Source organism: Paraburkholderia fungorum (genome assembly GCF_900099835.1).
GTDB classification, from domain to species: Bacteria; Pseudomonadota; Gammaproteobacteria; order Burkholderiales; family Burkholderiaceae; genus Paraburkholderia; species Paraburkholderia fungorum_A.
Genome location: NZ_FNKP01000001.1, coordinates 2,498,416 through 2,523,301 on the forward strand (window position 1 = coordinate 2,498,416; position 24,886 = coordinate 2,523,301).

23 protein-coding genes are annotated in these 24,886 nt (G+C 62.7%); 4 read left to right on the forward strand and 19 right to left on the reverse strand.

Annotated elements, in window-relative coordinates; genetic code table 11:
* Positions 1 to 53 precede the first annotated feature (53 nt).
* The 3 genes from BLS41_RS10955 to ndk form a co-directional block, all read right to left on the reverse strand.
* Entirely contained in the window at positions 54 to 1,166 is a 1,113-nt protein-coding gene (locus BLS41_RS10955) for a helix-turn-helix domain-containing protein (protein WP_074764353.1), read from the reverse strand.
* 209 nt (positions 1,167 to 1,375) lie between these two features.
* Positions 1,376 to 2,527 carry a dual-specificity RNA methyltransferase RlmN gene (gene rlmN / locus BLS41_RS10960; RefSeq protein ID WP_074766462.1) on the reverse strand — a complete coding sequence of 384 codons (1,152 nt, stop codon included), beginning with the start codon at positions 2,525 to 2,527 and terminating at the stop codon, positions 1,376 to 1,378.
* Between the two features lie 160 nt (positions 2,528 to 2,687).
* Positions 2,688 to 3,113 (reverse strand): nucleoside-diphosphate kinase, encoded by a 426-nt coding sequence (gene ndk, locus BLS41_RS10965; RefSeq protein ID WP_074764355.1) that lies wholly within the window; start codon positions 3,111 to 3,113, stop codon positions 2,688 to 2,690.
* Between the two features lie 302 nt (positions 3,114 to 3,415).
* Here ndk and BLS41_RS10970 point away from each other — a divergent pair, with 302 nt between their 5' ends.
* Positions 3,416 to 4,114 carry a Bax inhibitor-1/YccA family protein gene (locus tag BLS41_RS10970; protein ID WP_074764357.1) on the forward strand — a complete coding sequence of 233 codons (699 nt, stop codon included), beginning with the start codon at positions 3,416 to 3,418 and terminating at the stop codon, positions 4,112 to 4,114.
* 122 nt (positions 4,115 to 4,236) lie between these two features.
* On the opposite strand, the gene BLS41_RS10975 is transcribed toward BLS41_RS10970, so the two are convergent.
* The 10 genes from BLS41_RS10975 to BLS41_RS11020 form a co-directional block, all read right to left on the reverse strand.
* Positions 4,237 to 5,010 (reverse strand): MBL fold metallo-hydrolase, encoded by a 774-nt coding sequence (locus BLS41_RS10975; protein ID WP_074764360.1) that lies wholly within the window; start codon positions 5,008 to 5,010, stop codon positions 4,237 to 4,239.
* A gap of 7 nt (positions 5,011 to 5,017) precedes the next feature.
* Positions 5,018 to 6,157, reverse strand: a complete 1,140-nt coding sequence (gene bamC / locus BLS41_RS10980; RefSeq protein WP_074764362.1) for an outer membrane protein assembly factor BamC — start codon at positions 6,155 to 6,157, stop codon at positions 5,018 to 5,020.
* A 129-nt stretch (positions 6,158 to 6,286) separates the two neighbouring features.
* Positions 6,287 to 7,204 carry a 4-hydroxy-tetrahydrodipicolinate synthase gene (gene dapA, locus BLS41_RS10985; protein WP_074764364.1) on the reverse strand — a complete coding sequence of 306 codons (918 nt, stop codon included), beginning with the start codon at positions 7,202 to 7,204 and terminating at the stop codon, positions 6,287 to 6,289.
* Between the two features lie 43 nt (positions 7,205 to 7,247).
* Entirely contained in the window at positions 7,248 to 7,850 is a 603-nt protein-coding gene (locus BLS41_RS10990; protein WP_074764366.1) for a class I SAM-dependent methyltransferase, read from the reverse strand.
* A 20-nt stretch (positions 7,851 to 7,870) separates the two neighbouring features.
* Positions 7,871 to 9,073 carry a tryptophan--tRNA ligase gene (locus tag BLS41_RS10995; protein WP_074764368.1) on the reverse strand — a complete coding sequence of 401 codons (1,203 nt, stop codon included), beginning with the start codon at positions 9,071 to 9,073 and terminating at the stop codon, positions 7,871 to 7,873.
* A 5-nt stretch (positions 9,074 to 9,078) separates the two neighbouring features.
* Positions 9,079 to 9,741 carry a site-2 protease family protein gene (locus BLS41_RS11000; RefSeq protein WP_074764370.1) on the reverse strand — a complete coding sequence of 221 codons (663 nt, stop codon included), beginning with the start codon at positions 9,739 to 9,741 and terminating at the stop codon, positions 9,079 to 9,081.
* A 47-nt stretch (positions 9,742 to 9,788) separates the two neighbouring features.
* Positions 9,789 to 10,424, reverse strand: a complete 636-nt coding sequence (locus BLS41_RS11005; protein ID WP_074764372.1) for an L-threonylcarbamoyladenylate synthase — start codon at positions 10,422 to 10,424, stop codon at positions 9,789 to 9,791.
* Between the two features lie 203 nt (positions 10,425 to 10,627).
* On the reverse strand, positions 10,628 to 11,458 hold the full coding sequence (locus BLS41_RS11010; RefSeq protein ID WP_074764374.1) for a 3',5'-nucleoside bisphosphate phosphatase: 831 nt from the start codon (positions 11,456 to 11,458) through the stop codon (positions 10,628 to 10,630).
* 110 nt (positions 11,459 to 11,568) lie between these two features.
* Positions 11,569 to 12,453 (reverse strand): alpha/beta fold hydrolase, encoded by an 885-nt coding sequence (locus BLS41_RS11015; RefSeq protein WP_074764376.1) that lies wholly within the window; start codon positions 12,451 to 12,453, stop codon positions 11,569 to 11,571.
* 95 nt (positions 12,454 to 12,548) lie between these two features.
* Complete coding sequence (locus BLS41_RS11020; RefSeq protein ID WP_074764378.1) at positions 12,549 to 13,442, reverse strand: ferritin-like domain-containing protein; 894 nt, start codon at positions 13,440 to 13,442, stop codon at positions 12,549 to 12,551.
* Positions 13,443 to 13,874: 432 nt separating this feature from the next.
* Here BLS41_RS11020 and BLS41_RS11025 point away from each other — a divergent pair, with 432 nt between their 5' ends.
* The 3 genes from BLS41_RS11025 to BLS41_RS11035 all read left to right on the forward strand — a co-directional run bounded on the left by BLS41_RS11025 (position 13,875) and on the right by BLS41_RS11035 (position 16,058).
* Positions 13,875 to 14,399 (forward strand): gamma carbonic anhydrase family protein, encoded by a 525-nt coding sequence (locus BLS41_RS11025; RefSeq protein WP_074764380.1) that lies wholly within the window; start codon positions 13,875 to 13,877, stop codon positions 14,397 to 14,399.
* A 62-nt stretch (positions 14,400 to 14,461) separates the two neighbouring features.
* Entirely contained in the window at positions 14,462 to 15,412 is a 951-nt protein-coding gene (gene hslO, locus BLS41_RS11030; RefSeq protein WP_074764382.1) for an Hsp33 family molecular chaperone HslO, read from the forward strand.
* A 241-nt stretch (positions 15,413 to 15,653) separates the two neighbouring features.
* Positions 15,654 to 16,058, forward strand: a complete 405-nt coding sequence (locus BLS41_RS11035; protein WP_074764384.1) for a hypothetical protein — start codon at positions 15,654 to 15,656, stop codon at positions 16,056 to 16,058.
* A 148-nt stretch (positions 16,059 to 16,206) separates the two neighbouring features.
* Here the strand turns inward: BLS41_RS11035 and ftsB are convergent, their stop codons facing one another.
* The 6 genes from ftsB to BLS41_RS11065 all read right to left on the reverse strand — a co-directional run bounded on the left by ftsB (position 16,207) and on the right by BLS41_RS11065 (position 24,848).
* Positions 16,207 to 16,644, reverse strand: coding sequence for a cell division protein FtsB (gene ftsB / locus BLS41_RS11040; protein WP_074764386.1), 438 nt, complete (start codon positions 16,642 to 16,644; stop codon positions 16,207 to 16,209).
* A 107-nt stretch (positions 16,645 to 16,751) separates the two neighbouring features.
* Complete coding sequence (gene eno, locus BLS41_RS11045; protein ID WP_074764388.1) at positions 16,752 to 18,035, reverse strand: phosphopyruvate hydratase; 1,284 nt, start codon at positions 18,033 to 18,035, stop codon at positions 16,752 to 16,754.
* Positions 18,036 to 18,259: 224 nt separating this feature from the next.
* Entirely contained in the window at positions 18,260 to 19,114 is an 855-nt protein-coding gene (kdsA, locus tag BLS41_RS11050) for a 3-deoxy-8-phosphooctulonate synthase (protein WP_074764390.1), read from the reverse strand.
* Positions 19,111 to 20,784, reverse strand: coding sequence for a CTP synthase (locus tag BLS41_RS11055; RefSeq protein ID WP_074766464.1), 1,674 nt, complete (start codon positions 20,782 to 20,784; stop codon positions 19,111 to 19,113). Before BLS41_RS11055 ends, kdsA begins: the two co-directional genes overlap by 4 nt.
* A 311-nt stretch (positions 20,785 to 21,095) precedes the next feature.
* Complete coding sequence (locus BLS41_RS11060; protein ID WP_074764392.1) at positions 21,096 to 21,899, reverse strand: alpha/beta fold hydrolase; 804 nt, start codon at positions 21,897 to 21,899, stop codon at positions 21,096 to 21,098.
* A gap of 195 nt (positions 21,900 to 22,094) precedes the next feature.
* Positions 22,095 to 24,848 carry a DNA internalization-related competence protein ComEC/Rec2 gene (locus BLS41_RS11065; RefSeq protein ID WP_074764394.1) on the reverse strand — a complete coding sequence of 918 codons (2,754 nt, stop codon included), beginning with the start codon at positions 24,846 to 24,848 and terminating at the stop codon, positions 22,095 to 22,097.
* Positions 24,849 to 24,886 lie beyond the last annotated feature (38 nt).

Consider the following 24,886-nt stretch of genomic DNA (forward strand, 5'->3'; position numbering starts at 1 on the left):
CCTGAATTGAAAAAGCGCCGCGGCCCGGTAGGCCGCGGCGCATACCATATCTGTCAGGGCAGCGCGAAACGCGCCACATTACCCTTGGCCGCCGAATATTTCGACGGATCGACCGGTTGACCGTCGAGTGTCAACGATTCGAGACCAGCCTTATTGCCGAGCGTGACCTTGAAAGGCGCCGTACCCGTCACTTCTTTGGTATCGCCCGCGTGGACGAGGCCGGAAAACACTTCCTTGCCGCTTTTATCCCGCACGCTGAACCAGCTATCCTGCGTGACGCGCACCGCGACGATTGCCTCGCCCGCGTCAGGCGCCGCTGTGACCGCTGCAGAAGCTGCTGCCGCTACGGCAGGCGCACTCACGCTTTGTGCCGCCGCAGCCTGCGAGCCCGCCTTGGGCGTTACCGCCGTCATTGCCGTCACCGCAGGCGCCGACGAAGGCGCGCTATCCGTACCCAGCGGCGCCGGCATCGGCACGGCCGAAGCCGGGCTGCCCTCTGCCGCCTGCGTATCAGGAGCCGATGCACCTTCCTGAGCCACCACTGCGTCGGAAGCTGCCGGTTGCCCCTGAACCACCGCGCCCGATGCAGCGGTCGCACTACCCGCCGCCCCGTTTGCGCTCGCCTTCAAACGTGCCAGCCACGCCGACGAATCGCCGCCGTTGGTATGCCACATGGCGAGCGCGATCACAGCAACCACGACCGCCGCCACGCCCCACAGCCACGAACGGCTTTTCTGACCACTACCGCCGAGCGACAACGACACCTTGCCACGCGGCAAATCTTTACCCGACGACGCCGGCATCGACAGATCCGGTGCAGGTACGCCCTTCTCGCGACGCAACGCCTGAGTGAACGGCGCGGGATCGGCGCCGAGCATCTTCGCATAGCTGCGCACCACGCCGAGCGCGAACGTCGTGTCCGGCAAATGGCTGATGTCGCCCGACTCGAGCGCGCGCAACTTGACGACCGATACTTTCAGGCGCGCCGATACATCTTCGATCGTCCAGCCCTTCGATTCACGCAACTGGGTCAAGCGCGCGCCAACTGCCGCCAACGAATCCATACCCGGCTGCACAACAGGCTGCACCACCGCCCGCGCGACCGGCGCCGGATGGCCTTCGTGTGTCTCTGTGTCCTGCGGCTGCGGGTGCTGCGGCTCACTCATCCCAAATCCTTTCGCGTCGATTCTTCTTTACGTGCAACCCGGACGGACTAAAGCCTCGCGCCCGAATCGCAGACCGTTTATAACAAAATGTGCGGCCTTGTGTGCCGCTTCCGATCGCTTCTGCAAACTTTCTTTTCAATCGACGCAGGCATGAAGGGCTTTTGCGCGCCCGTGAAGTCATCACGACCGCCCCCTTCCATACCGCGCGATTACACGGCGCGAACCTCGATAACCTTCGCTGCCTTCCCGGTGCGTTCAGCAAGGCGTGTGCGGTCTTGCACCGCACCAGCCAGCTGACCGCAGGCAGCGTCGATATCATCGCCGCGTGTTTTACGCACTGTGGTGACGACGCCCGCGTCCATCAGCACCTGCGCAAACCGCTTGATCTGTTCGTTCTTCGAGCGGAGAAGGCCCGACTCGGGGAACGGATTAAACGGGATCAGATTGAATTTGCACGGCACGTCGCGTGTAACGGCCAGCAGTTCGCGCGCTTGCGCTTCGCTGTCGTTCACGCCGTCGAGCATGCAATATTCAAACGTAATGAAATCGCGTGGCGCAACTTTGAGATAGCGCTGACACGCCGCCATCAATTCACGCAACGGATACTTCTTGTTCAGCGGCACCAGCATGTCGCGCAGCGGATCGGTAGGCGCATGCAGCGAAACCGCAAGCGCTACCGGCAGATCTGCGCCAAGACGATCCATCATCGGCACGACACCCGATGTGGACAGCGTGACGCGCCGGCGCGACAGGCCGTACGCGTTGTCGTCGAGCATCAGTCGCATGGCCGGCACGACCGCGTCGTAATTGAGCAGCGGCTCGCCCATGCCCATCATCACGACGTTCGTGACGACACGCTCACCCTTGCCGTCGCCGCCATTGGCGCGACCGCCCGCCAGACCGCGCGACGCACGCAGCGCAAATTCGGCCATGCGCAATTGGCCAATGATTTCGCCAGTGCTGAGATTACGGGAGAAGCCCTGCTTGCCGGTGGAACAGAAACGGCAATTGACCGCACACCCCGCCTGCGACGACACGCACAACGTACCGCGCGTTTCTTCGGGGATGTAAACGGTTTCAACCGCGTTACTGTTACCGACGTCGACCAGCCACTTGCGTGTGCCGTCGGAAGAAATATTGTCGCTGACAATACCCGGCATCGAGATCGTGGCGCGCCCCTTGAGCTTTTCGCGCAAGGACTTCGCGAGATCGGTCATGCCGTCGAAGTCGGCAGCGTTGTACTGGTGAATCCAGCGCTGCAATTGCTTGGCGCGAAACGGCTTCTCGCCCAGGCTGTCGCAGTAGGCGACAAGCCCTTGGGCGTCGAGGTCGAGAAGGTTGACGGTTGGACTGCTCGTCATATCGAATCCTGCCATTTCAGTGCGAGACTACGTTCATGCAACAAGCTGCATGAACGCAATGCCGTTCGCGCCCATTCCTGCTGCTTTTACCTTACTACTTTGCCAGGCGATTCGTGCGATAAAACGACTCGGCTACACGAACCGCCGGGCAAAAAACGGCTTAACGCGAGTAGACGTTCACTTCCGGGAAGAAGAACGCGATTTCGACTGCTGCCGTTTCCGCTGCGTCCGAACCGTGAACAGCGTTTGCATCGATGCTGTCGGCGAAGTCAGCGCGGATCGTGCCCTTTTCCGCCTTCTTCGGGTCGGTTGCACCCATCAGGTCGCGGTGCTTCAGGATTGCGTTTTCGCCTTCCAGAGCCTGAATGACGACCGGGCCCGAGATCATGAATTCGACGAGGTCCTTGAAGAACGGACGTGCAGCGTGCACAGCGTAGAACTTCTCTGCGTCAGCGCGCGACAGTTGAACCATGCGCGATGCCACGATCTTCAGACCAGCGTTTTCGAAACGGCTGTAGATCTGGCCGATCACATTCTTGGCCACTGCGTCCGGCTTGATAATCGACAGGGTGCGTTCGATCGCCATAAAAACTCCAAAAAATTAAGAGGTTACAGATTCAAATGAATCCGCTATTGTAGCATGTTCCCGTGTATGATTGCGATTGAACCCTTTCAATAATGAAAGGTGTCCAGCACGAGTTTCAAAATACTGGTAGCGTAGGCCTTGTAGACATTTTCAGGGTATTGAAACTCCCTGCTTCCGCACTAATCTTAGGTTTGAACGGCCCGCGCCTTGCGGCGCAAGATTCCGGCCAACGCTACACAAAAATGCTGCACAAGTCGCTGTACCACTGTCACGCAACACGCTTCCTGAGGTAAGGAGAAACCATGAACGATCATCCGTACAGCTTTGGCCGCAATGGCGCGGTCAGCACGGCCGAAACGCGCAACCGTGTGCTACGGAACACCTACTGGCTGCTCGCACTGTCGATGATTCCGACGGTACTCGGCGCATGGGTCGGCCTTGCCACGGGCTTCTCGCTGTTCGCTGCCACCAGCCCGGCAATGAGCATGCTGGCGTTCTTCGCCATCGCTTTCGGTTTCATGTTCGCAATTCAGAAAACCAAAGACAGCTCCGCCGGCGTCTTCGTGCTGCTTGGCTTCACGTTCTTCATGGGCCTGATGCTGTCGCGCATCCTGAGCTTCGTGCTCGGTTTTTCGAACGGCCCATCGCTGATCATGCTCGCGTTCGGTGGCACTGGTGTGATCTTCGCGTCGATGGCAACCATTGCAACGGTCAGCAAGCGCGACTTTTCAGGTCTCGCCAAGTGGCTGTTCATGGGCGTGATCGTGCTGATCCTCGCGTCGGTTGCGAATATCTTCCTGCAATTGCCGGCGCTGATGCTCACCGTGTCGGTCATGGCGATCGTGATTTTCTCGGCGTACATCCTGTTCGACGTCCAGCGCGTCGTGAACGGCGGCGAGACAAATTACATCACCGCGACGCTCGCGATTTATCTGGATCTGTATAACGTGTTCGTCAACCTGCTCGCGCTGCTCGGCATTTTCGGCGGCAACCGCAACTAAGTTTTATCCGGCGTGGCGCGCAATGCGCCAGCCAGCCGAAAAAAAGCCCATAACGATTGCTCGTTATGGGCTTTTTTTATGTCGCTCACGCTCGCGGCATAGACACACCGATCAGCCGATTTCTACACGCTCAGCCACGCAAACCCGTCATCCTGCGATGCGATCACGACCTCAGTGGGCGCGGCGCCCAGCACTCCCGCCATTGCAGCCTGCGCCAGTTCCGGCAGATTGTTCTGCTGACTCAAATGCGCCGCAACCAGATGACGCAATCGCGAACGATCGAGCGAAGCCAGAATTTCAGCGGCAGCTTCGTTGTTCAGATGCCCATGATTACCGCCAATGCGCGCCTTCAACGATTGCGGATAACGGCTGCCGGCCAGCATCCGCACATCGTGATTGCACTCGAGCACCAACGCGTCGCAACCGCTCAACACTGTGCTGATATGTGGCGTGGACGTGCCGACGTCGGTCAACACGCCGAGCCGGCTCGCACCATTCGAAAACACGTATTGCAACGGTTCGCGGGCGTCGTGAGGGACGGTGTAGGGAAGAATGCTGAGGTCGCCGATCGACACCGCCTCGTCGCCCCACAGCACTTGCAGATCGACATCGGCTTCGTCGGCACCCACCGCGCGGGCGGTGCCCCAGCTCATGTAAAGCGGAATCGACCACTTGCGCGCCAGCGTCAGCGCGCTGCCAATGTGGTCGCTATGTTCATGCGTGATCAGAATAGCGTCGAGACCTTCGACGCTCGTGCCGAGCCGCGCAAGGCGCCGCTCGACTTCTTTGCCCGAAAACCCGCAATCGAGCAGAACGCGCGTGGTGGTCGCGCCGCTTTGCGCTTCCACCAGCAAAGCATTACCTTCACTGCCGCTGCCGAGACTGGCGAACCGCACGGCTCGCTTAGTTCAGTTGAGCGTGAAGCAACGACACGATGCGCTGCGCGTCGGACGAATTATCGACCTGACCGTTCGCGTCGAGCACCGCCACCTGCGTCACAGCGTCGCCCTTGGAGCGCACGTTGACGAGGAATTCCTGAGCCGGCTTCTTCGCCGTATTGCCGCTGTAGAACAGCTTGCCGAACAGGCCTTCCTTCTTCAGTTCCTGCATGGAATCGGCGTAGCGCACGTAATAGATGCCCTTCGCGCGATCGCGGTTGTCCACCGTGAAGTTGGTGCGGTCGAGCGCGAGGCCAACACGCAGCCACGCACGGTCAAACGACTCCTGCAGATCGAGCGTCGACGTACCCGCGCTCTGGTCGATCGTGGCCGGAGCGGCAGCCGGATGCGCATCCGTCAGCAGTTGCTTCGATTGCGTTTCGGTCAGACCGAACTTTTCCATCAGCTTGGCGAGGAACAGGGCTTCAAGCGCCGGATCGCGCGGACGCTCTTCCCACTTCGACGACGTCTTGTCCTGGCCCGTCAGCATTTCTTCCATCGCGCTGTGCGTGATGGAGATGTCGGTCGTGCCGGCCGCGCCGCGCGACACCAGCGTGCGGAAGCTGTCTCGCGTGCCCGACGAATACGCAAAGTCGATCACCTTGCCTACCGTGCGGCGGAACCAGTCGTCCGGAATGTTCGCGCGGTTTTCAGCCCAGTCGGTCGTCATGATGCCGGTAGCCGGCGCATCGGTTTTCAGCGCAAAGCCGTTCTCCTGCCAGAACTCCTGCAGTTGCGGCCAGAGTTGTTCCGGCGTACGGCCGTCGACCACCAGCCAACGGCGATCGCCGTCACGCTCGACGTGCATGCCGAGCGGGTCCTGCGCATTCGGCTGACCTTCGGTCGCATTGCCGGCGGCCGTGACGGCACGGGTGGGCGCGCCGCCCAATGCCAGATTGGCCGGCGGTGCGACGTAGCGCTGGTCGGTCGGGCTCGTGCTCAGGTCGTTCGGAACAGCGAGCGGCGGAGCGCTGCCCGCGCCCTTGTAGTTGACGCGATCCGACGCAAACCAGTCGTTCAGCGTGTCACAGCCGGCGAGCGTCGTCAGGGCAAGCGCCAGCGCCGCCATGCGGGTTGCGTGGAGGGAAAGTGCGGAACGTTTCATGAGGTCCTTCGTGATGCTGGAACGCGGTGCCTGGTTCTGTGTGCCGGGAACGTGGGCTGGATCGACGTCGGTTAAGGGAATGCCGGTGGCAGGCTATCGTAGTGCTGGAATGTGTCGCGGTGAATCCGCTTAACCCAGCAGACCCGCTTCGCGCAGCGCGCCGCGCACCACTTCGTGGTATTTCGCGTCGAGCGGCGTGAGCGGCAGGCGGATTCCGCCCTGCACACGACCCAGTTGCTGCAATGCCCATTTCGCCGGAATCGGGTTCGATTCGATGAACAGGTTCTTATGCAGCGACAGGAGTTTCAGATGAATCTCACGCGCGGTCTTTGCGTCTGCGGCAAGGGCTGCCTTGCACAGATCGCTCATCGCGCGCGGTGCGACGTTTGCGGTGACCGAGATGTTGCCGTGGCCGCCGAGCAGCATCAGCGCGATCGCAGTGGGATCGTCGCCGCTGTAGATGCCGAAATGCGCGGGCGCCGACTTGATCAGATGCGCGGCGCGGTCGATGTTGCCCGTCGCTTCCTTCACGCCGACGATGCCCGGCACCTGCGCGCAACGCAGGATGGTTTCGTTGCTCATGTCGGCAACGGTGCGGCCCGGCACGTTGTACAGAATGACCGGCAGGTCGACCGTTTCGGCGATCTTCGCGAAATGGCGATAGATGCCTTCCTGGGTCGGCTTGTTGTAGTAAGGCACAACCTGCAGCGTCGCGTCTGCGCCGACGTCTTTCGCCTGCTGCGTGAGCTCGATGGCTTCGGTGGTGGAATTGCCGCCCGAGCCCGCGATCACCGGAATCCGGCCCGCTGTGTGCTCGACTGCGGTCTTGACCATCAGCACGTGTTCCTCGACCGACAACGTGGCCGACTCGCCGCTCGTGCCGACCACGACCAGCGCGTTCGTGCCTTCGTCGATATGCCAGTCGATCAGTTTGCGGAACGCCGGCAGATCGAGGCTGCCGTCTTCGAGCATCGGGGTGATGATGGCAGGAATGCTGCCGCGAATCTGAACGCCGTCAGTGGTGCTGCTTTGGTTGCCGTTAGTCATGAAACGCCATGAATTTGATCAGGTAAACCGCGATTGTAGCGGATTAGCCAGCCAACTCGTAACAAGGCAAAGGGAGTGCCTGTAGAGGGTCGTCTGGGTGCTCCGCCTCCCGAATGGCGCAGATCCGCTGGACGTAGGCCGGGCGCGGCTGCGCGAGAAAACCATCCTGAAATGCGACCACCCGAAGCTGGCCGCGGACCCGGTCGAGAAGCTCGCCGGGAGCGAGTAAAAACGAGGGATTGGAAGGTTTGCCGACTCTTTCGTTTCCTTGCGCGAAGGTCTCGTAAACCAGTACGCCGCCGGGGGCGAGCGAGCGCAAAAGACGAGGAAAGAGCGGGCGGTGCAAGTAGTTCGTCACGATGACCGCGGCGAAGCGAGCGTCGCCGGCGAGCGGCCATGCGGCGCCTTCGAGATCGGCGGCAAGCGTGGCGATGAGCGGCTCGTCGCGCAGCGTGTCGAGCGCAGCCGCGTCGCGGTCGAGCGCGGTCACCGGATGCCCCCGCGACGCAAAAAAGCGTGCATGCCGCCCCGCTCCCGACGCGACATCCAGCACCGCGCCGCCCGCCGCGACGAGATGCGCCCATTGGCGCACCCACGGCGAAGGCTCGCCCAATCCATGCATGGCGGCGGCAACAGTCGTATTCATTGCAGACACAGGACGCCGCCTCAGGTGTACGACAGGCCCATGGCCTCGCGGACGTCGCGCATCGTTTCCATCGCGAACCGGCGGGCCTTGTCGCAGCCGTCCGCGACGATCGCGCGTAAAAGCGACGGGTCGTCCATGTACTTCTGCGCGCGTTCAAGCATCGGCTGCTGTTCGCGCAGAATGCCCTCGATCACGGGCTGCTTGCAGTCGAGGCAACCAATGCCCGCCGTGCGGCAGCCCTTCTCGACCCATTCATGGGTCGCTTCGTTCGTATAGACCTGGTGAAGCTGCCAGACCGGGCACTTGTCCGGATCGCCCGGATCGGTGCGGCGCACGCGGGCCGGGTCAGTCGGCATGGTGCGCACCTTCTTCGTGATGGTTTCCGCGTCTTCGCGCAGGCCGATGGTATTGCCGTACGACTTCGACATTTTCTGGCCGTCGAGGCCTGGCATGCGCGACGCCTGCGTCAGCATCGCCTGCGGCTCGACCAGAATGATTTTGCGCGAGCCTTCGAGGTAGCCGAACAGACGCTCGCGGTCGTTCATCGACAGGCTCTGCGATTCCTGCAACATCGCGCGCGCCTGCTCGAGCGCTTCGTCGTCGCCTTCCTGCTGATAGGCGTTGCGCAGTTCGTGGTAAAGCTTCGAGCGCTTGCCGCCGAGCTTCTTTGCGGCGTCGTTCGCTTTCTGTTCGAAGCCTGGTTCCCGGCCGTACAGATAGTTGAAACGGCGGGCGATTTCACGCGTCATTTCGACGTGCGGCACCTGATCTTCGCCGACCGGCACGAGCGAGCCGCGATACAGCAGAATGTCCGCCGCCATCAGCACCGGATAGCCGAGAAAACCGTACGTGGACAGGTCCTTGTCCTTCAGCTTTTCCTGCTGCTCCTTGTAGGTCGGCACGCGTTCGAGCCAGCCGAGCGGCGTACTCATGCCGAGCAGCAGCGCCAGTTCCGCGTGCTCAGGCACCTTGCTCTGGATGAACAGCGTTGCCTGCGCCGGATCGATGCCCGACGCGAGCCAGTCGATCAGCACGTCCCACACGTTCTTTTCGATCAATTCGGGCGTTTCGTAGTGCGTCGTCAGTGCGTGCCAGTCGACCACACAGAAAAAACACGGATATTCCGACTGCAAACGCACCCAGTTCTTCAGCACGCCGTGATAGTGGCCGAGGTGCAGCGAGCCGGTAGGCCGCATGCCGGAAACGATACGATCAGGGAACATGGTTGTCAGAAAAGCGAAACGAGAGGAGTCAGCACGGCAGTAATCGCGCCGTAGCCGAGCGTCACGAGCGGATTGAGCCAATAGCGCGTCAGCGTCCCCGTCATGACCAGCGCCATCACGATGAAAAAGCCGTATGGCTCGAGACGCGACAGCGCGATCGACTGCTTCGGCGGCAACAGCGCCATCAGCACACGGCCGCCGTCGAGCGGCGGCAGCGGAAACAGGTTCAGCACGCCGAGCACGAGGTTCACACCCACGCCTGCCGCAGCCATTCGCGTGAAAAACGGTTCCTCGACGCCGAGTACCGCAAGCGCCACGCCGAACACACCCCAGATCAGCGCCTGAATGAAATTACACGCCGGACCGGCGGCAGCGACCCACAAGCTGCCCCAACGCGGATTGCGAAGATTGCCGAACGCCACCGGCACCGGCTTTGCGTAACCGAACATGAACGCGCCGCTGGTCGCGAAGTACAACAGCAGCGGAATGGCGATCGTGCCGAGCGGGTCGATGTGCCGCATCGGATTGATCGACACGCGGCCGAGCACATAAGCGGTGTTGTCGCCCAGCCAGCGCGCGACATAGCCATGAGCGGCTTCGTGCAACGTGATCGCGAAAATCACCGGCAGCGCGTACACCGCAATGGTTTGTATCAGGGAAGAATCCATAGCTCACTATTGTAACAACGCGGTTGCGGGCGTCTGTCCGCTTCCGCTCATGCCGTCTCTTCGAGACCAAAGGGCGCGAGAGAACCGCGCCCTGCCCGCACCAGCACCGGCTCCGCGCCGGTCAGATCGATCACGGTGGACGGTTCGCACACACAGGCACCGCCGTCGATCACCAGATCCAGTTGCTTCTCCAGCCGCTCGCGAATCTCTTCGGGGTCGTTCAGCGGTTGCGTTTCGCCCGGCATGATCAGCGTGGAGCCGAGCAGCGGCTGACCCAGTTCCTCGAGAATCGCCAGCGTGATCGCGTGATCCGGCACCCGCAGGCCGATGGTCTTGCGCGACGGATGCGACAGGCGCCGCGGCACTTCCTTGGTGGCCTGCAGCACGAACACATAGGGCCCCGGTGTCACCGATTTGATCAGCCGGTATTGCCGGTTATCCACCATAGCGAAGTTCGACAGTTCGGACAGATCGCGCACCAGCAGCGACAGCAGTTGCTTTTCGTCGAGCCCGCGAATGCGCCGCAGACGCTCCACCGCGTCCTTGTCGTCGAGCTGACAGGCTAGCGCATAGCTCGAATCGGTTGGCAGCGCGACCACGCCGCCGTCCTTGATGATCTGCACCGCCTGCTTGACGAGGCGCGGCTGCGGGTTGTCAGGGTGAAGCCGAAAGTATTGGGACATGATGTCTAACAATGGCTACAGATGAACGGCGACGGAACAACGAAACGCGTTGCGATACTTGCGATATGCAACGGAGCGGAAGACCGGACGAAAAGTCCGATCGCGAGGAAACGAGAAATCAGAGGTGCAGCAGGACGAAAAACCGCACGCGGCGTGCCCGAACGGCTCTCGCGCGCAACGTGCCGGCGTGGCACGGCGCGCGATCACAGCCAGCGTTCCCAGACGGGCTTGAGATCGGAAGGCAGCGGCGGCAGCGTGCCGAGGTCGACGCGGCCTTCGCCGGGTGCGTGGAAATCGGAGCCGCGCGACGCTTCGAAACCGAAGCGGCGCGCGACGTCCGCGTATTCGCGGTACTGATCGGGCGTGTGGCTGCCTGTGACGACTTCGATCGCCTTGCCGCCGAGATCGATGAATTCGGCGAAAAATGCATCGAATTCGACCGGCGAGTATGCGTAACGGCCCGGGTGCGCGACGATCGCTTCACCGCCCGACTGCTGGATCCAGCCGACCGCGTCGGCCAGTTTGGACCAGCGGTGCGCGATAAAACCGGGTTTGCCGTCGCCGAGATAGCGGTTGAACACATCTTGCGTGGAACTGCAGTGACCGCTTTCGACCATGAAGCGCGCGAAGTGCGTACGCGAAATCATGTCGGGATTCGACACGTATTGGAGTGCGCCTTCGTAAGCGCCGGGGATGCCGAGCGTGGCCAGCTGCTCGCCGATCGCCTCGGCGCGCGCCGCGCGGCCGTCGCGTGTGCGAGCGAGGCCGTCGATCAGGATCGGGTTGGTCGGGTCGATGCCCAGACCGACGATGTGCACCGTACGCGAAGCCCACGTCACCGAAATTTCGACGCCGCTCAGGTAGCGCATGCCGAGTTCCTCGGCAGTGCGGCGCGCTTCGAGCTGGCCGCCCACTTCATCGTGATCGGTCAATGCCCAAAGGGTCACGCCGCCCGCATGTGCGCGGCGTGCGACGTCGGCGGGAGAAAACTGGCCGTCGGAAACAGTGGAATGGCAGTGCAGGTCGGCGTTCATCGTGGTCGCAAAAAGGTTCTGTACTCATTTTACTGCAACGCAGTAAGCGACCCCAGAGCTATCTCGCGTCCACGTCCGGCGAAGCGCGCCGTTTCCGGTAGGCCGAACACTCACGCGCAAAACCCTTCGATCAGCGCTGCGATCTGCTCGGGCTGGTCGTGATGCACCATATGTCCCGCTTCGTCGATGATCTTCTCGCGCCAGTTCGGGAACGCCTCAAAACGCGCCTTGAACTCGGCCAACGGAATTTCGCCTGCGATAGCCGCAAGCGTCGGCGAATTAGCGGCTTCCACATGCAGCACTTTCGCGCTCACCTTGCCCCACACGGCCATCACCTCGTCCAGACGATACAGCGTCGGTCCGCGCACCTTGTGGGCCGGATCGGCCAGCAGCATGTAGCGCCCTTCGCCGTCGGGCTTCGACCAGTGCTGCGCGAGAAACTGCGCACGCTGCGGAGCGAGGCGCGGATTGGTCTTGATCAGACGCGCGGCGACCGCTTCGAGCGACACATAGCGCTTCAACTGCGGCGGGTCGCGCAATTCGTCGAGCCACGTGAGCAGGCGCCGGGGCGCTTGAGCCGCGTGCGCCGGGGCGAGACCAAATCCTTCCAGATCGACCACCCGGCGCACCCGTTCGGGCCGCACGCCCGCGTACAGACAGGCGATGTTCGCGCCCATGCTATGCCCGACCAGATTCACCTGGCCGCCCGGCGCGTAGTGATCAAGTAGCACGTCGAGATCGGCCAGATAGTCCTGCATCCAGTAATTGCCGCCGCCCCGCTCGGCCACCGGCCAGTCCGACAAACCGAACCCGCGCATGTCCGGCGCGATGATCTGCCAGTCGCCGCCGAGCGAATCGACGACAAACTGGAACGACGCCGAGACGTCCATCCAGCCGTGCAGCATGAACAGCGCGGGCGCATCCGGATTGCCCCAACGCCGCACATGCAGACGGATGCCGCGCACGGCGATGAAGTCAGATTGGGAAGTGTTCATGAACGCGCGCCCCGAAAAAAGAATGGTCGTTCGATTATAACGAGATAGCCGGACGATGCGAGGGGCCAGATCGTGGAATCAGGTCTCGGCCGGCTTCAGTCGCTGCGGGCCGGCGGGACCGCTTGCTGGAGATCGAGACCGGCCAGCGCAGCCAGTTCGGCCTCGTCGAAACCGGCGTCACGGCGCGCTTCGAAATTGAACGGCCCGCGCAATTTCGGCGCGTGATACTGATCGGCGAGACGGGTGTAGGTCGTGTGCGGATCGAGGCCGTTCTTGTTGCATAGGTGACGAAACCAGTGGTTGCCGATCAGCACGTGGCCGATCTCGTCGCGCAAGATTACGTCGAGAATCGCTGCGGACGCGTGGTCGCCGGCCTGTTGCAGTCGCGCGCGGATCGGCGGCGAGGCGTCGAGTCCGCGCGCTTCGAGCGTGCGCGGCACCAGCGCCATACGCGCCAGCACGTCGCCGCGGGTGCGCTCGCACATGTCCCACAGGCCGTCGTGCGCGGGGAAATCGCCGTATACGTGGCCGTATTCCGCGAGCCGGGCGGTGAGCAGCGAGAAGTGATACGCCTCTTCGGCCGCGACTTTGAGCCAGTCGGCGTAGAACGCGGCAGGCATCGCGGGAAAGCGCCAGACGGCGTCGAGCGCAAGGTTGATCGCGTTGAATTCGATGTGCGCGAGCGCGTGCAGCAGCACCGCGCGGCCTTCGGGCGATTGCATGCCGCGCCGCTTTAACAGACGCGGATCGACCAGTTCCGGCTGCGCAGGACGGCCCGGCAGGTTGGGCGGCTCGTCGAGTTCGGCGTCGGCGGAACAGGTCATCTGCGCGTCGAGCACGGCGGCGTAGAGCGAGCGGGCTGCCGCCGCTTTGGTCACTGGATCGCTCTCGCGCAACGCGGCAAGCGCGGCAGTTCGCGCGCAGTCGGGGGAGCTGCGGTTGGCGGCGACAGGGGCGGCAGACAGGTTGGACGAAGCGGCGAACGTCATGGCAAGCGGGCTGGTAATGGCAGCGATGCTGGGAACGGGTTTCAGGTAGGACAAGGAGTAAGCGGGAGCAGGCGCGGCAAAGGAGCGAGCCGCAGGCGCCGCACAGGGCGCAACGGTGCTCAGTTCGGCGATACGCTTGCACCCGCCCATTCGCTCAGCGGCCACCGCCCGATTGCAACCCGCCCGCCCCTCGCAGAACGGTGCTCGCGCTGCACGCGCCTCGATAGCAGGCAGGAGATCAAACCCGCACCGACCGCCGCTACACCAGGAGCCCCAACCACACAACCGTTTACAATACCCGATTCGACCATCCGGCGCGCCGATCGCGCCGGCCAGGCGGCACATCCCGCGGCAACCCCGGCCACGCTTCATCTGCCGGGCCATTCCCCGCCCCATTTCAGCGTCAGCAGCGACTGATCAAGAGGAGACATTGTGACGATTTACAAGCTTGGCGAAGCCGCCCCGACCATTCACGAGAGCGTGTTCATCGCGGATACGGCGACTATCATCGGCAATGTGACGATCGAGGAAAACGCGAGCGTCTGGTTCGGCGCGACGATTCGCGGCGACAACGAGGCGATCACCGTCGGCGCGGGCAGCAACGTGCAGGAAAGCGCCGTGCTGCACACCGACCCCGGTTTTCCTCTGACGATCGAGCCGAACGTGACGATTGGCCACCAGGTCATGCTGCACGGCTGCACGATCAAGGAAGGTTCACTGGTCGGAATTCAGGCCGTGGTCTTGAATGGAGCGGTAATCGGCCGCAACTGTCTGGTCGGAGCGGGCGCCATCGTCACTGAAGGCAAGGTGTTTCCCGACAATTCGCTGATTCTCGGCGCGCCCGCCAAAGTGGTGCGCGAGTTGACCGAGACGGATATCGCCAATATGCAGCGCGGCACGGCAAGTTATGCCGAGCGCCGCGAATATTTCAAGGCGCAGCTCGTACGCATCGGCTAACCGCCGACGCGCGGGGCGCGCAAGGCGCGGCATCAGCCGCGTCATTCCACCGAGGAAAAGTTGTGAGCGACCAGTTGCAAAAATTCATGTTCAGCGCGGCGCCAGTGCGCGGCGAGATCGTTTCGCTGCGCAATACGTGGCAGGAAGTGCTGACGCGCCGCGATTATCCGGCGCCTGTGCGGACGATTCTGGGCGAAATGATGGCCGCGTGCGCACTGCTGTCGGCGAATCTCAAGTTCGACGGCACGCTCGTCATGCAGATTTTCGGCGACGGCCCGGTCAAGATGCTGGTGGTCCAGTGCAGCTCCGATCTGTCGATGCGCGCCACCGCCAAGCTTTCCGGCGACACGGCCAATACCATCGGCGACACGGCTTCGATGATCGAATTGCTGAACGCGAGCGGTCACGGCCGCTGCGTGATCACGCTCGATCCAGCCGACAAGCATCCGGGCCAACAGCCGTATCAAAGTATCGTGCCGCTGTCGGGCGTGGACGGCCCGCTCAACTCGATGGCCGAAGTGCTCGAGCACTACATGCACCACTCCGAACAACTCGACACGCGCCTGTGGCTCGCGGCGAACACCGAGCGCGCGGTCGGCATGCTGCTGCAGAAGCTGCCGGGCGACGGCGGCATCGTCCCGCATCCGGGCGAGCTGGACGCGGATACCTGGGAACGCGTTTGCACGCTGGGCGGCACGCTGTCGCAGGACGAACTGTTGAAAGAAGAACCGGAAACGGTTTTCCGGCGCCTTTTCTGGCAGGAAAACGTCCAGCATTTCGAGCCGGCCACGGCGCGCTTCGAATGCACGTGTTCGCGCGAGAAAGTCGGTGGAATGCTGAAGATGCTGGGCCGCGAAGAGGTGGACGGCGTGATCGAAGAACGCGGACATGTGGAAATTCATTGCGAGTTCTGCAACCAGCGGTACGAATTCGATCCGGTCGATGTGGCGCAACTTTTCGTCGCCGACGCACTCTCACAGGGTGTGACGCCCGCTGCTGATCAACGGCATTGAGACGACCGGTGAAGCGGGTTTCAGGCTCGCCGATCTGGAGCGGATAGTAGTCGTTTCACGGTGGTTGTTATCGCGCCGCCCATCGTCACTTTGTGACTCGGGCGGCGCGAATTGCTTCAGCATTACCTGTCGCTGGTTCCGTTTGCTTGCGTGTGGTTTCGTCTGGTTGCGTTGATTCCTGGCGGCGGACGTTGTGCATTTTTACTTAGGCATCCGACCGACTGATTGCTGGAGATCGAACATGATCCGCACTGTTTCGTCGACCCGCTATGCCCTTGCCCTTCGCCACACGCGCTTGTTTTCGGTCCTCGTCGTGGTTGCCGGCACCGCCGCGCTAGCCGGCTGCGCGATCGATCCGCCAGGGCCGTCGCCGATCCTGAGCCGTTTGCCGGCCGATCAGACCGACACCGTCAACTCCACCACCGCGCCGCCACTTACGCCGCAAGAACGCGCACGCTATGACGCGATCGACCGGCAGGTGCTGTTCGAACAGGATCAGGCGATTGCCGCCGAAAATGCCGCTCAGGCCTGGTCGCGTTATTACTCGCCACCGGTCAACGTCTGGGGAGGTTATTCCAGCGGCGGTTGGGGACGCGGCTGGGGCTCCGGGATTGGCGTGGGTTTTGGACCAAACTGGGGTTGGTAGAACAAAGCGTGGGGCGTATCGCGCGGTAGCGCACTCAACCTGAAGGGCCAAAAGAAAAAGGAGCGGTTCATTGCTGAACCGCTCCTTTTTTCGTCCCCCGTATCTTGCCGGCCTGGCGCAGCTAACGCGCTACACCAACACGCAACGTTCAATGCGTACCAGCGGCCTTCTTGTCCTTCGCCGCCTTGCCGCCGTGCTTGCGATCCGGCTTCGCACGCGACTCCGGATTCGGCACCACATGCAGCGGTGCCGCCGACACTTCACCCCGCGTCGAGGTTGTCACCGAAGGCGTGTTTGCGGTCGGCAACGGCGCGTTCGGCGACACGAATTGCACGAACACTTCGCCATCCTTGACCATGCCCATTTCGTAGCGCGCCCGCTCTTCGACAGCGGCCGTGCCGTTCTGCAGATCCTGCACTTCGCCCTGAATACGCTCGTTGCGCAGCTTCGAATCGTTGTTCTTCTGCAGTTGCTGCGCCAGTTGCTGCTGCAACTCGTGCACACGCAACCAGCCCCCATGGCCCCACCAGAGCGGGTACTGGATCAGCGCCAGCAGAACGATCAGGACAGCAGTGACGAGCCGCATGAAGTAAGCACAATAAATACGCGCCGCCCTGCGCTATACGCAGGGCGGCGAGGTCAATCAGAAACGGGGGATAACCGGCTCATCGGTTAGCGTAGACATCAGCCAACTTAGCGCAGGTTGTAGAACGCCGACTTGCCCGGATAGCTGGCGATATCGCCGAGATCTTCTTCGATACGCAGCAACTGGTTGTACTTCGAGATGCGGTCCGAACGCGACAGCGAACCCGTCTTGATCTGACCGGCATTCAGGCCGACCGCGATATCGGCGATCGTCGAATCTTCGGTTTCGCCCGAACGGTGCGAGATCACAGCCGTGTAGCCTGCGCGCTTCGCCATTTCGATTGCCGCGAAGGTTTCCGTCAGCGTGCCGATCTGGTTGATCTTGATCAGGATCGAGTTGGCGATGCCCTTGTCGATGCCTTCCTTCAGGATGCGCGTGTTGGTCACGAACAGGTCGTCGCCGACCAGCTGGACCTTCTTGCCGAGCTTGTCGGTCAGCGTCTTCCAGCCTGCCCAGTCGCTTTCGTGCATGCCGTCTTCGATCGACACGATCGGGAACTTGTCGGCCAGGTTTGCGAGGTAATCCGCAAATTCCGTCGACGACAGTTGCAGGCCTTCGCCAGCCAGCTGGTACTTGCCGTCGTGGTAGAACTCGCTCGCTGCGCAGTCGAGTGCGAGCAGAACGTCTTCACCGGCGCGGTAGCCTGCTTTCTCGATAGCTTGCAGGATGGTCGACAGGCACTCGTCGTTGCTGCCGAAGTTCGGTGCGAAACCGCCTTCGTCGCCCACTGCCGTGCTCATGCCGCGGTCCGACAGGATCTTCTTCAGCGCGTGGAACACTTCGGCGCCGCAGCGCAGTGCTTCGCGGAAAGTCGGCTGGCTAACCGGAACGATCATGAACTCCTGGATGTCCAAGCTGTTGTTCGCGTGCGCGCCACCGTTGACGATGTTCATCATCGGGACCGGCAGTTGCATTGCGCCCGAGCCGCCGAAGTAGCGGTACAGCGGCAGGCCGGCTTCTTCAGCAGCGGCCTTCGCGACGGCCATCGACACAGCCAGCATCGCGTTTGCGCCGAGGCGCGACTTGTTGTCGGTGCCGTCGAGTTCCAGCAGCGTCTTGTCGAGGAAGGCCTGCTCGGAAGCGTCGAGGCCCATGATCGCTTCGGAGATTTCAGTGTTGATGTGCTCAACGGCCTTCAGCACGCCCTTGCCGCCGTAACGGCCGGTTTCGCCGTCGCGCAGCTCGATGGCTTCACGCGAGCCGGTCGATGCACCCGACGGCACCGCAGCGCGGCCCATCGTGCCCGACTCGAGCAGCACGTCGCATTCGACGGTGGGGTTGCCTCGCGAATCGAGAATCTCTCGACCGATGATATCTACGATAGCACTCATGGTTTCCTCAAGAAATGACGTTGAATTCTTTACTGTGACACTGTATCGCGCGTGTCGATCGGAGTTGGCGCGTTAGCGCTGACTCCGATCTCAAGAAGAGCGCCGGTCTCCCCGACGAACCACTCGCGCGCCGATACGTTCGACGACCATTGCGTTACTTTCGCCGCGCGTCGACGACTGCGCCCATTATGCAAGCGAGTCGTGACACGCGGAAAACGTATGAATCAGTTGAAATCGCTTTCGAGGAACGGCGCGCGCTTGACGGCCTGATCGAGCGTTACCAGCGTCTCGAGCAGGTCGGCCATGCGGTTCAGCGGCACGGCATTCGGGCCGTCCGACTTGGCCTGCGCCGGATTCGGGTGCGTTTCCATGAAGAGGCCGGAGACGCCCACTGCCACCGCGGCACGCGCCAGCACCGGCACGAATTCGCGTTGACCACCCGAGCTCGTGCCCTGACCGCCCGGCAACTGCACCGAGTGAGTCGCGTCGAACACGACCGGCGCGCTGGTTTCGCGCATGATCGCGAGCGAACGCATGTCCGACACGAGGTTGTTATAGCCGAACGACACGCCGCGCTCACACGCCATGAAGCGGTCTTCCGACAGACCGGCTTCACGCGCTGCGTCACGCGCCTTGTCGATCACGTTCTTCATGTCGTGCGGTGCGAGAAACTGGCCTTTCTTGATATTGACCGGTTTGCCCGAACGCGCACAAGCGTGAATGAAGTCCGTTTGACGGCACAGGAAAGCAGGCGTTTGCAGGACATCGACCACCGACGCAACCTGCTCGATTTCGTGTTCGGCGTGAACGTCGGTCAATACTGGCAGACCGAGCTGACGCTTCACTTCCGACAGGATGCGCAAACCTTCGTCCATGCCCAGACCGCGGAACGACTTGCCGCTGCTGCGGTTAGCCTTGTCGTACGACGATTTGTAGATGAACGGAATGTTCAGCTTCGCGCAGATTTCCTTCAGCCGGCCAGCCACGTCGATCGTCATCTGTTCGGATTCGACGACACAGGTGCCGGCGATCAGGAAAAACGGCTTGTCGAGCCCGATTTCGAAATCGCCCAGTTTCATGCTTTCTCCCCAACTGCGTTCGTTGCACCCGCCTGATGATGCGCGAGCGCCGCTTCGACGAACGACTTGAACAGCGGATGACCGTCACGCGGCGTGGACGTGAATTCCGGGTGGAACTGCACGCCGACGAACCACGGGTGCATGCTGCGCGGCAATTCCATCATTTCCGGCAGATCTTCACTCGGGGTACGCGCGCTGATGATAAGGCCACCGGCTTCGAGCTGGGGCACGAAGCGGTTATTGACTTCATAACGGTGACGATGACGCTCGTTCACGTCCTTGCCGTAGATCTCTTCGGCCATCGTGCCGGGCTTGATCGGGCAACGTTGCGAACCGAGGCGCATCGTGCCGCCCAGATCCGATTCTTCGGTACGCTTCTCGACCTTGCCTTCACGGTCGTACCACTCGGTGATCAGTGCGACCACGCGGTTTTCGGTTTCCTGATCGAACTCGGTGCTGTTCGCGTTTTTCAGGCCGACCACGTCGCGGGCGAATTCGATCACGGCGAGCTGCATGCCGAGGCAGATGCCGAGGTACGGCACCTTCGCTTCGCGCGCATAGCGGATCGCCGCGATCTTGCCTTCGGTGCCGCGACGGCCGAAGCCACCCGGAACCAGCACGGCGTCAAGATGCTTGAGGCTGTCGACGCCTTGCGTTTCGACCTCTTCCGAATCGATGTACTCGATGTTGACTTTCGTCGCCGTGTGCATCGACGCATGGCGCAGCGCTTCGATCAGCGACTTGTACGACTCGGTCAGATCGACATATTTGCCGACCATGCCGATCGTGACTTCGTGCTTCGGATGCTGAAGCTTCTCGACCAGATCGGACCACATGGACAGATCGGCCGGCTGCGGCGAGAGCTTGAGCTCTTCGCAGATGATCGCGTCCAGACCCTGGTCGTGCAGCATCTGCGGAATCTTGTAGATGCTGTCTGCGTCCCACACCGAAATCACGGCGTCTTCGGGCACGTTCGAGAACATGGAGATTTTTGCGCGCTCGTCGTCCGGGATGCGACGGTCGGCACGGCACAGCAGCACGTGCGGCGAGATGCCGATTTCACGCAGCTTCTGCACGCTGTGTTGCGTAGGCTTGGTCTTCAGTTCGCCGGCCGTGGCGACCCATGGCACCAGCGTGAGATGCACGAAGCACGCGCTGTTGCGGCCCATGCGCAGGCTCATCTGACGTGCGGCCTCGAGGAACGGCAGCGACTCAATGTCGCCCACCGTACCGCCCACTTCGACGATAGCGACATCCGGCTCGCCGCACGTAGCCGAAGCTGCGCCGCGTTCGATAAACGCCTGGATTTCGTTCGTGATGTGCGGGATGACCTGCACCGTCTTGCCGAGATAATCGCCCCGGCGTTCCTTGCGGATTACCGATTCGTAAATCTGGCCAGTGGTGAAGTTGTTGGCCTTGCGCATCTTCGTGCTGATGAAGCGCTCATAGTGGCCAAGGTCGAGGTCAGTCTCTGCTCCGTCTTCCGTGACGAACACTTCACCGTGCTGAAACGGGCTCATCGTGCCGGGGTCGACGTTGATGTACGGATCGAGCTTGAGGAGGGTGACTTTAAGACCGCGCGATTCGAGGATCGCGGCGAGGGAAGCGGCGGCAATACCCTTGCCGAGGGAAGATACTACGCCGCCGGTGACGAAAACATATTTGGTCATCGCTGGATGCTCGCGGGAAAAACGGATTATACCGTAAAGCAGGGCCCCAACCCAGCAAAATCCGAGCGACATCTGCACGCACGTGTGCCACGGCGGCAGCGATTGCCCTGCGCCGATCATGTACCGTTTTTTGCGGCGCGGTCTGGCCATGCGCGCGCAAGGTGGCGGCGGGAGCTTCCGGTCGCCGGGAAGCGGAGGCGGCCCGTTTATGCAACGCAGGACTTTTGCCGCGCGTTTTGGCGAGCGCCCGCGGAAGCATCATCGCGCCGCCGTATTTCTTCGCTGCTTTACTGCCGCTCTACCCTACCGCGTCAACCCCGCTGCTCCAGTTCGCGCAACATGCGCTGCACCGCGCGCGCGGTTTCGATCGGTTTTTCCATCGGATAAAGATGGCTGCCTTCGATCCACTCCAGATGTCCGCCGGTCACGCGGCGGGTTGCATCCAGCCCGGCCTGGCGAATTTCCTTCGAGCGCGTGCCGGCGATAAACCCGACCGGCACCGCCGCGCCGCGAGCCAGTCGCGAGCCGAGCGTATGCGGCAAGGTTTTATATATCTGATATTCGGTGCGGCGGTCGAAGGCGAGCGAACGCGAGCCGTCGGCCGAAGTCTGCGGAATACCGAAGTCGATGTAGTCGGACAGCATGCGCTCGTCCCAGCGCGCGAACGCGGGCTTCGAATGAAAATGCCGCCACGTTTCGTCGCGGCTCGCCCAATGAGTGCGTCGCATGCGGGTGGCGGCCGCGGGCGAGAGGCGCTCGTCGAGGCCAGTCCATTGCGACACGCGCAGCATGCTGCTGCGCCAGCCGGCGATGACCGGCGAATCCAGCATCACCACGCCCCGGACCCATTGCGGCTTCTTGAGCGCGGCCATCAACGACAGATAGCCGCCTAGCGAATGCCCCACCAGCCAAACCGGCTGTTCATACGCACGGCCAATATCGTCGAGCAACTGTTCGACCAGATGCGGCCAGTCCTGGGTCACCGGGAAACGCGCGTCGTGGCCGATGCGCTCGATCGCGCGCAGTTCGTAGTCGTCGGACAATTCGGCAAAGATCGTCCGGTAGGTCGACGCCGGGAAACCGTTCGCGTGCGAGAAATGAATGACGTTTTTCAACTGCGGCTATCTCCGTTCTGTTTGTGTTTTTTAGTGCCGGGCCGGGGCTGCGGGTACGGTTGCGTGGGGCACTTCTTTCGCGGACACATTCTGGGGCCGTCGCGGGCTCGTGCTCCTCCAGGGCAATCGCCATCCCGCAGCACGGCTCCATTTTTATGCGGGCTCGCAATTTGCCACTGTCGCGTCACCTTGCAGTCAGCGATCCATCCAGTAACGACGCTGCGTATCGCGGTAGCGTTCGAGCGTCAGCACGGCGCCGTTCGTCTCCGCGCCCGCCTGCGCTGAATAACCCGGATCGACGTCGACCCGCACCGCGCCATCCACATCGCTACGCCCGAGTTCGATATGACGCGCCTTATAACGCTCGAACACGCCGGCATTCGGATGATGAAACCGGTTACGGTAGCCTACCTGAAATATTGAGATAGACGGATCGATAGAGTCGAGGAACGGCTCGGTCGACGACGTCTTGCTGCCGTGATGCGGCACGACCAGCACCTGCGCGCGCAACGCGTCACGATCGCGCGCGAGCAGCACGCGTTCGGTGGGCGCCTCGATGTCCGCCGTCAGCAAAGCCGCGATGCGAGGCGGGATCGTTTTAGTGCGGTTCTCCGGGCCGCTCGCGATGGCCGGGATCGTGCTCACGCGCAACACGCAGCAATGCTCGTTTGGCTTGCCTCGCAGCGGGCCGGCGTCCGGCCACAACATTGCGAATTCGACGCCGTCCCACTGCCAGCGCTGGCCCGCCGCGCATGGCAAGGTGCGCGCGCCGTGCTGTTTCGCACTCGACCAGAGCGCATTGGACGGCGGCAACGCGGCCACCATCTGCTCGACGTGGATCGCGTCGAGCACGGCCGGCGCCCCGCCCGAGTGATCGGAATCGGCATGGCTGACGATCAGCGTGTCGAGCGATCTCACCCCATGCGCCTGCAGAAACGGCACGACCACCCGCTCGCCCGCGTGGGTCGATTCCGGGCCGGGCCCGGTATCGAACAGCAACGTATGATGCGCGGTCTCGATCAGCACCGAGGTACCCTGCCCGACGTCCAGCGCGGTCAGGCGAAAAGTGCCGTGCGGCGGACCGGGCGACGCTGGCATCAGCAGCGGCAACCACGTGAGCGGCGCAGCCCACCGGAGCGGCCAGCCGCGTGGCGCCAACAGCCAGAACACACCCACCGCCGCGGCGGCCAGCGCCCAGGCGTTGGGTTGCGGCAGCCACCAGAGCGTCGAGCCGGGGCCGGACAAAAGATGCAGGAACTCGCCCAGCAAAACGAGCAGGCCATGCGCGGCGTGGAAGGCCAGCGCATCGACGGGCGCGGGCAGTGCAACGCCAGCCAGCACGGCGGGCGTGACCAGCAGACTCACCCACGGAATCGCGAAGGCATTCGCGAGTGGGCCGATCAGTGGAATTTGCGAGAACCAGTAGACGGTGAGCGGTGCGAGAGCGACGGTTACCGCGATCTGGACGTGGGCGGCGCTGTACAGCCGGTCATTGAGAGCAATGAGCCGGCGACGCAGCGACCCGCGGAAATTGGTGAAGGTGGGACGGGCGTCGTTGTAGTTGTAATCGTCGAGGCCATCGCGGTTATCGGTATCACGATGGCAGCGGCTGGTACCGTTGCTGTTTCGCAGACCACCGCCGTTGCCGTTGCCACGATCGCTATCGCCGCGACCGGCATCCCCCTCCTGGCTCCGGGCCTCCCGACCGCCCTCGCGCCGCCAACGAACTCGCCCCGACATCGCGAACAGAATCGCCGCCACCGCGCAGAACGAAAGCCAGAATCCCGCCGACACCACCGCCCACGGATCAATCAGCAGCACCAGCCCCAGCGCCCAGCACATTACCGTCGAACGAGCGAGATTGCGTCCGCTGACAAACGCGAGCGCAACCACTCCCGCCATCCACAACGCCCGCTGTGCCGGCACATTGAAGCCCGCCAGCGCCGCATGCAACGCGGCGAACGCCGCGCCGCCCGTCACCGCGACGATTTGCGCGGGCAGGCGCAGCGGCCAGTTACGGCCGATCCACCCGGAGCGCCGCCACACAGCTCCCGCGAACCACGCGGCAAGACCGGCAACGAAGCCGATATGCAAGCCCGAAATCGCCACCAGATGGCTCGTGCCCGTGCTGCGCATCAATTGCCAGTCGGCGGCAGTGACTTCGTCCTGCGCGCCGATGGCCAGAGCAACGACAATCCCGCGATGCGGCGCATCCGCGAGTACCGTGTCGATCCGCGCGCGTAACGCCGCGCGCCAGCGGTCCACGCTCACGCGGATGTCTCGAACCTGCCCAGGCAAACGCCGCGCGTGAGACGGTGCGCTCACATAACCGGTGGCCCGCACATTGCGCGCTAGCAGAGTGGCTTCGGCATCGCGCACGCCGAAATTCCTGTTGCCGTGAGGCCGCTTCAGACGCACGGTCAGACGCCAGCGTTCGCCCGGCTGGAGCAACGGCGCCGGGGCATCGTCGGCGATCCAGGAAAGTTGTAGAACATGGGGAAAAGCCGCGACCGGCGCGTCGGCCGATTCGACTTCGAACAGAAAGCGCACGCCTTTTTCATCATGCGCCGCCAAGCCTTTGATGCTGCCGACGACCTCGATATCGCGCCCTTCCCACGCCTGCGGCAAGCCCACCGCGAGCCGCATCTCCGCGCGCACGGCGGCATAGCCGAAACCCATGCACGCCGCCGCACACCACACGGCGATCCAGCCGGCGAACCCTCGCAAACGCGAATCAAACCGGAAATGGCGCGACCACCAACGCCACGACGACGATGTCGTCGACCGCGCCGCAGCAAGCATGGAGTCGCCTCGCAAACCCCACGCCGCGACACCAATCGCCACGATGCCGAGCACCACCAGCCCGAACCAGCCGCCCCACCCCGGCAACGCAGCCTGCCGCTGCAAGCCGATCACGCCCAACGCAAATCCGCACCATCCTGCCCGCATCCGCCCTCCGTCCACCTGGCGCGGGACGAAACGACGCG

What these genes read in the sequence shown, in the direction of transcription:
- ftsB (WP_074764386.1), bottom strand. Translation starts at nt 16,644, where the DNA reads ATGCGGCTCGTCACTGCTGTCCTGATCGTTCTGCTGGCGCTGATCCAG.
- bamC (WP_074764362.1), bottom strand. Translation starts at nt 6,157, where the DNA reads ATGAAACGTTCCGCACTTTCCCTCCACGCAACCCGCATGGCGGCGCTG.
- BLS41_RS11010 (WP_074764374.1), bottom strand. Translation starts at nt 11,458, where the DNA reads ATGAACGCCGACCTGCACTGCCATTCCACTGTTTCCGACGGCCAGTTT.
- BLS41_RS10970 (WP_074764357.1), top strand. Translation starts at nt 3,416, where the DNA reads ATGAACGATCATCCGTACAGCTTTGGCCGCAATGGCGCGGTCAGCACG.
- kdsA (WP_074764390.1), bottom strand. Translation starts at nt 19,114, where the DNA reads ATGAAACTGGGCGATTTCGAAATCGGGCTCGACAAGCCGTTTTTCCTG.
- eno (WP_074764388.1), bottom strand. Translation starts at nt 18,035, where the DNA reads ATGAGTGCTATCGTAGATATCATCGGTCGAGAGATTCTCGATTCGCGA.
- BLS41_RS11015 (WP_074764376.1), bottom strand. Translation starts at nt 12,453, where the DNA reads ATGAACACTTCCCAATCTGACTTCATCGCCGTGCGCGGCATCCGTCTG.
- BLS41_RS11065 (WP_074764394.1), bottom strand. Translation starts at nt 24,848, where the DNA reads ATGCGGGCAGGATGGTGCGGATTTGCGTTGGGCGTGATCGGCTTGCAG.
- dapA (WP_074764364.1), bottom strand. Translation starts at nt 7,204, where the DNA reads ATGACTAACGGCAACCAAAGCAGCACCACTGACGGCGTTCAGATTCGC.
- BLS41_RS10990 (WP_074764366.1), bottom strand. Translation starts at nt 7,850, where the DNA reads ATGAATACGACTGTTGCCGCCGCCATGCATGGATTGGGCGAGCCTTCG.
- rlmN (WP_074766462.1), bottom strand. Translation starts at nt 2,527, where the DNA reads ATGACGAGCAGTCCAACCGTCAACCTTCTCGACCTCGACGCCCAAGGG.
- ndk (WP_074764355.1), bottom strand. Translation starts at nt 3,113, where the DNA reads ATGGCGATCGAACGCACCCTGTCGATTATCAAGCCGGACGCAGTGGCC.
- BLS41_RS11020 (WP_074764378.1), bottom strand. Translation starts at nt 13,442, where the DNA reads ATGACGTTCGCCGCTTCGTCCAACCTGTCTGCCGCCCCTGTCGCCGCC.
- BLS41_RS11035 (WP_074764384.1), top strand. Translation starts at nt 15,654, where the DNA reads ATGATCCGCACTGTTTCGTCGACCCGCTATGCCCTTGCCCTTCGCCAC.
- BLS41_RS10955 (WP_074764353.1), bottom strand. Translation starts at nt 1,166, where the DNA reads ATGAGTGAGCCGCAGCACCCGCAGCCGCAGGACACAGAGACACACGAA.
- BLS41_RS11005 (WP_074764372.1), bottom strand. Translation starts at nt 10,424, where the DNA reads ATGTCCCAATACTTTCGGCTTCACCCTGACAACCCGCAGCCGCGCCTC.
- BLS41_RS11055 (WP_074766464.1), bottom strand. Translation starts at nt 20,784, where the DNA reads ATGACCAAATATGTTTTCGTCACCGGCGGCGTAGTATCTTCCCTCGGC.
- BLS41_RS10995 (WP_074764368.1), bottom strand. Translation starts at nt 9,073, where the DNA reads ATGTTCCCTGATCGTATCGTTTCCGGCATGCGGCCTACCGGCTCGCTG.
- BLS41_RS11000 (WP_074764370.1), bottom strand. Translation starts at nt 9,741, where the DNA reads ATGGATTCTTCCCTGATACAAACCATTGCGGTGTACGCGCTGCCGGTG.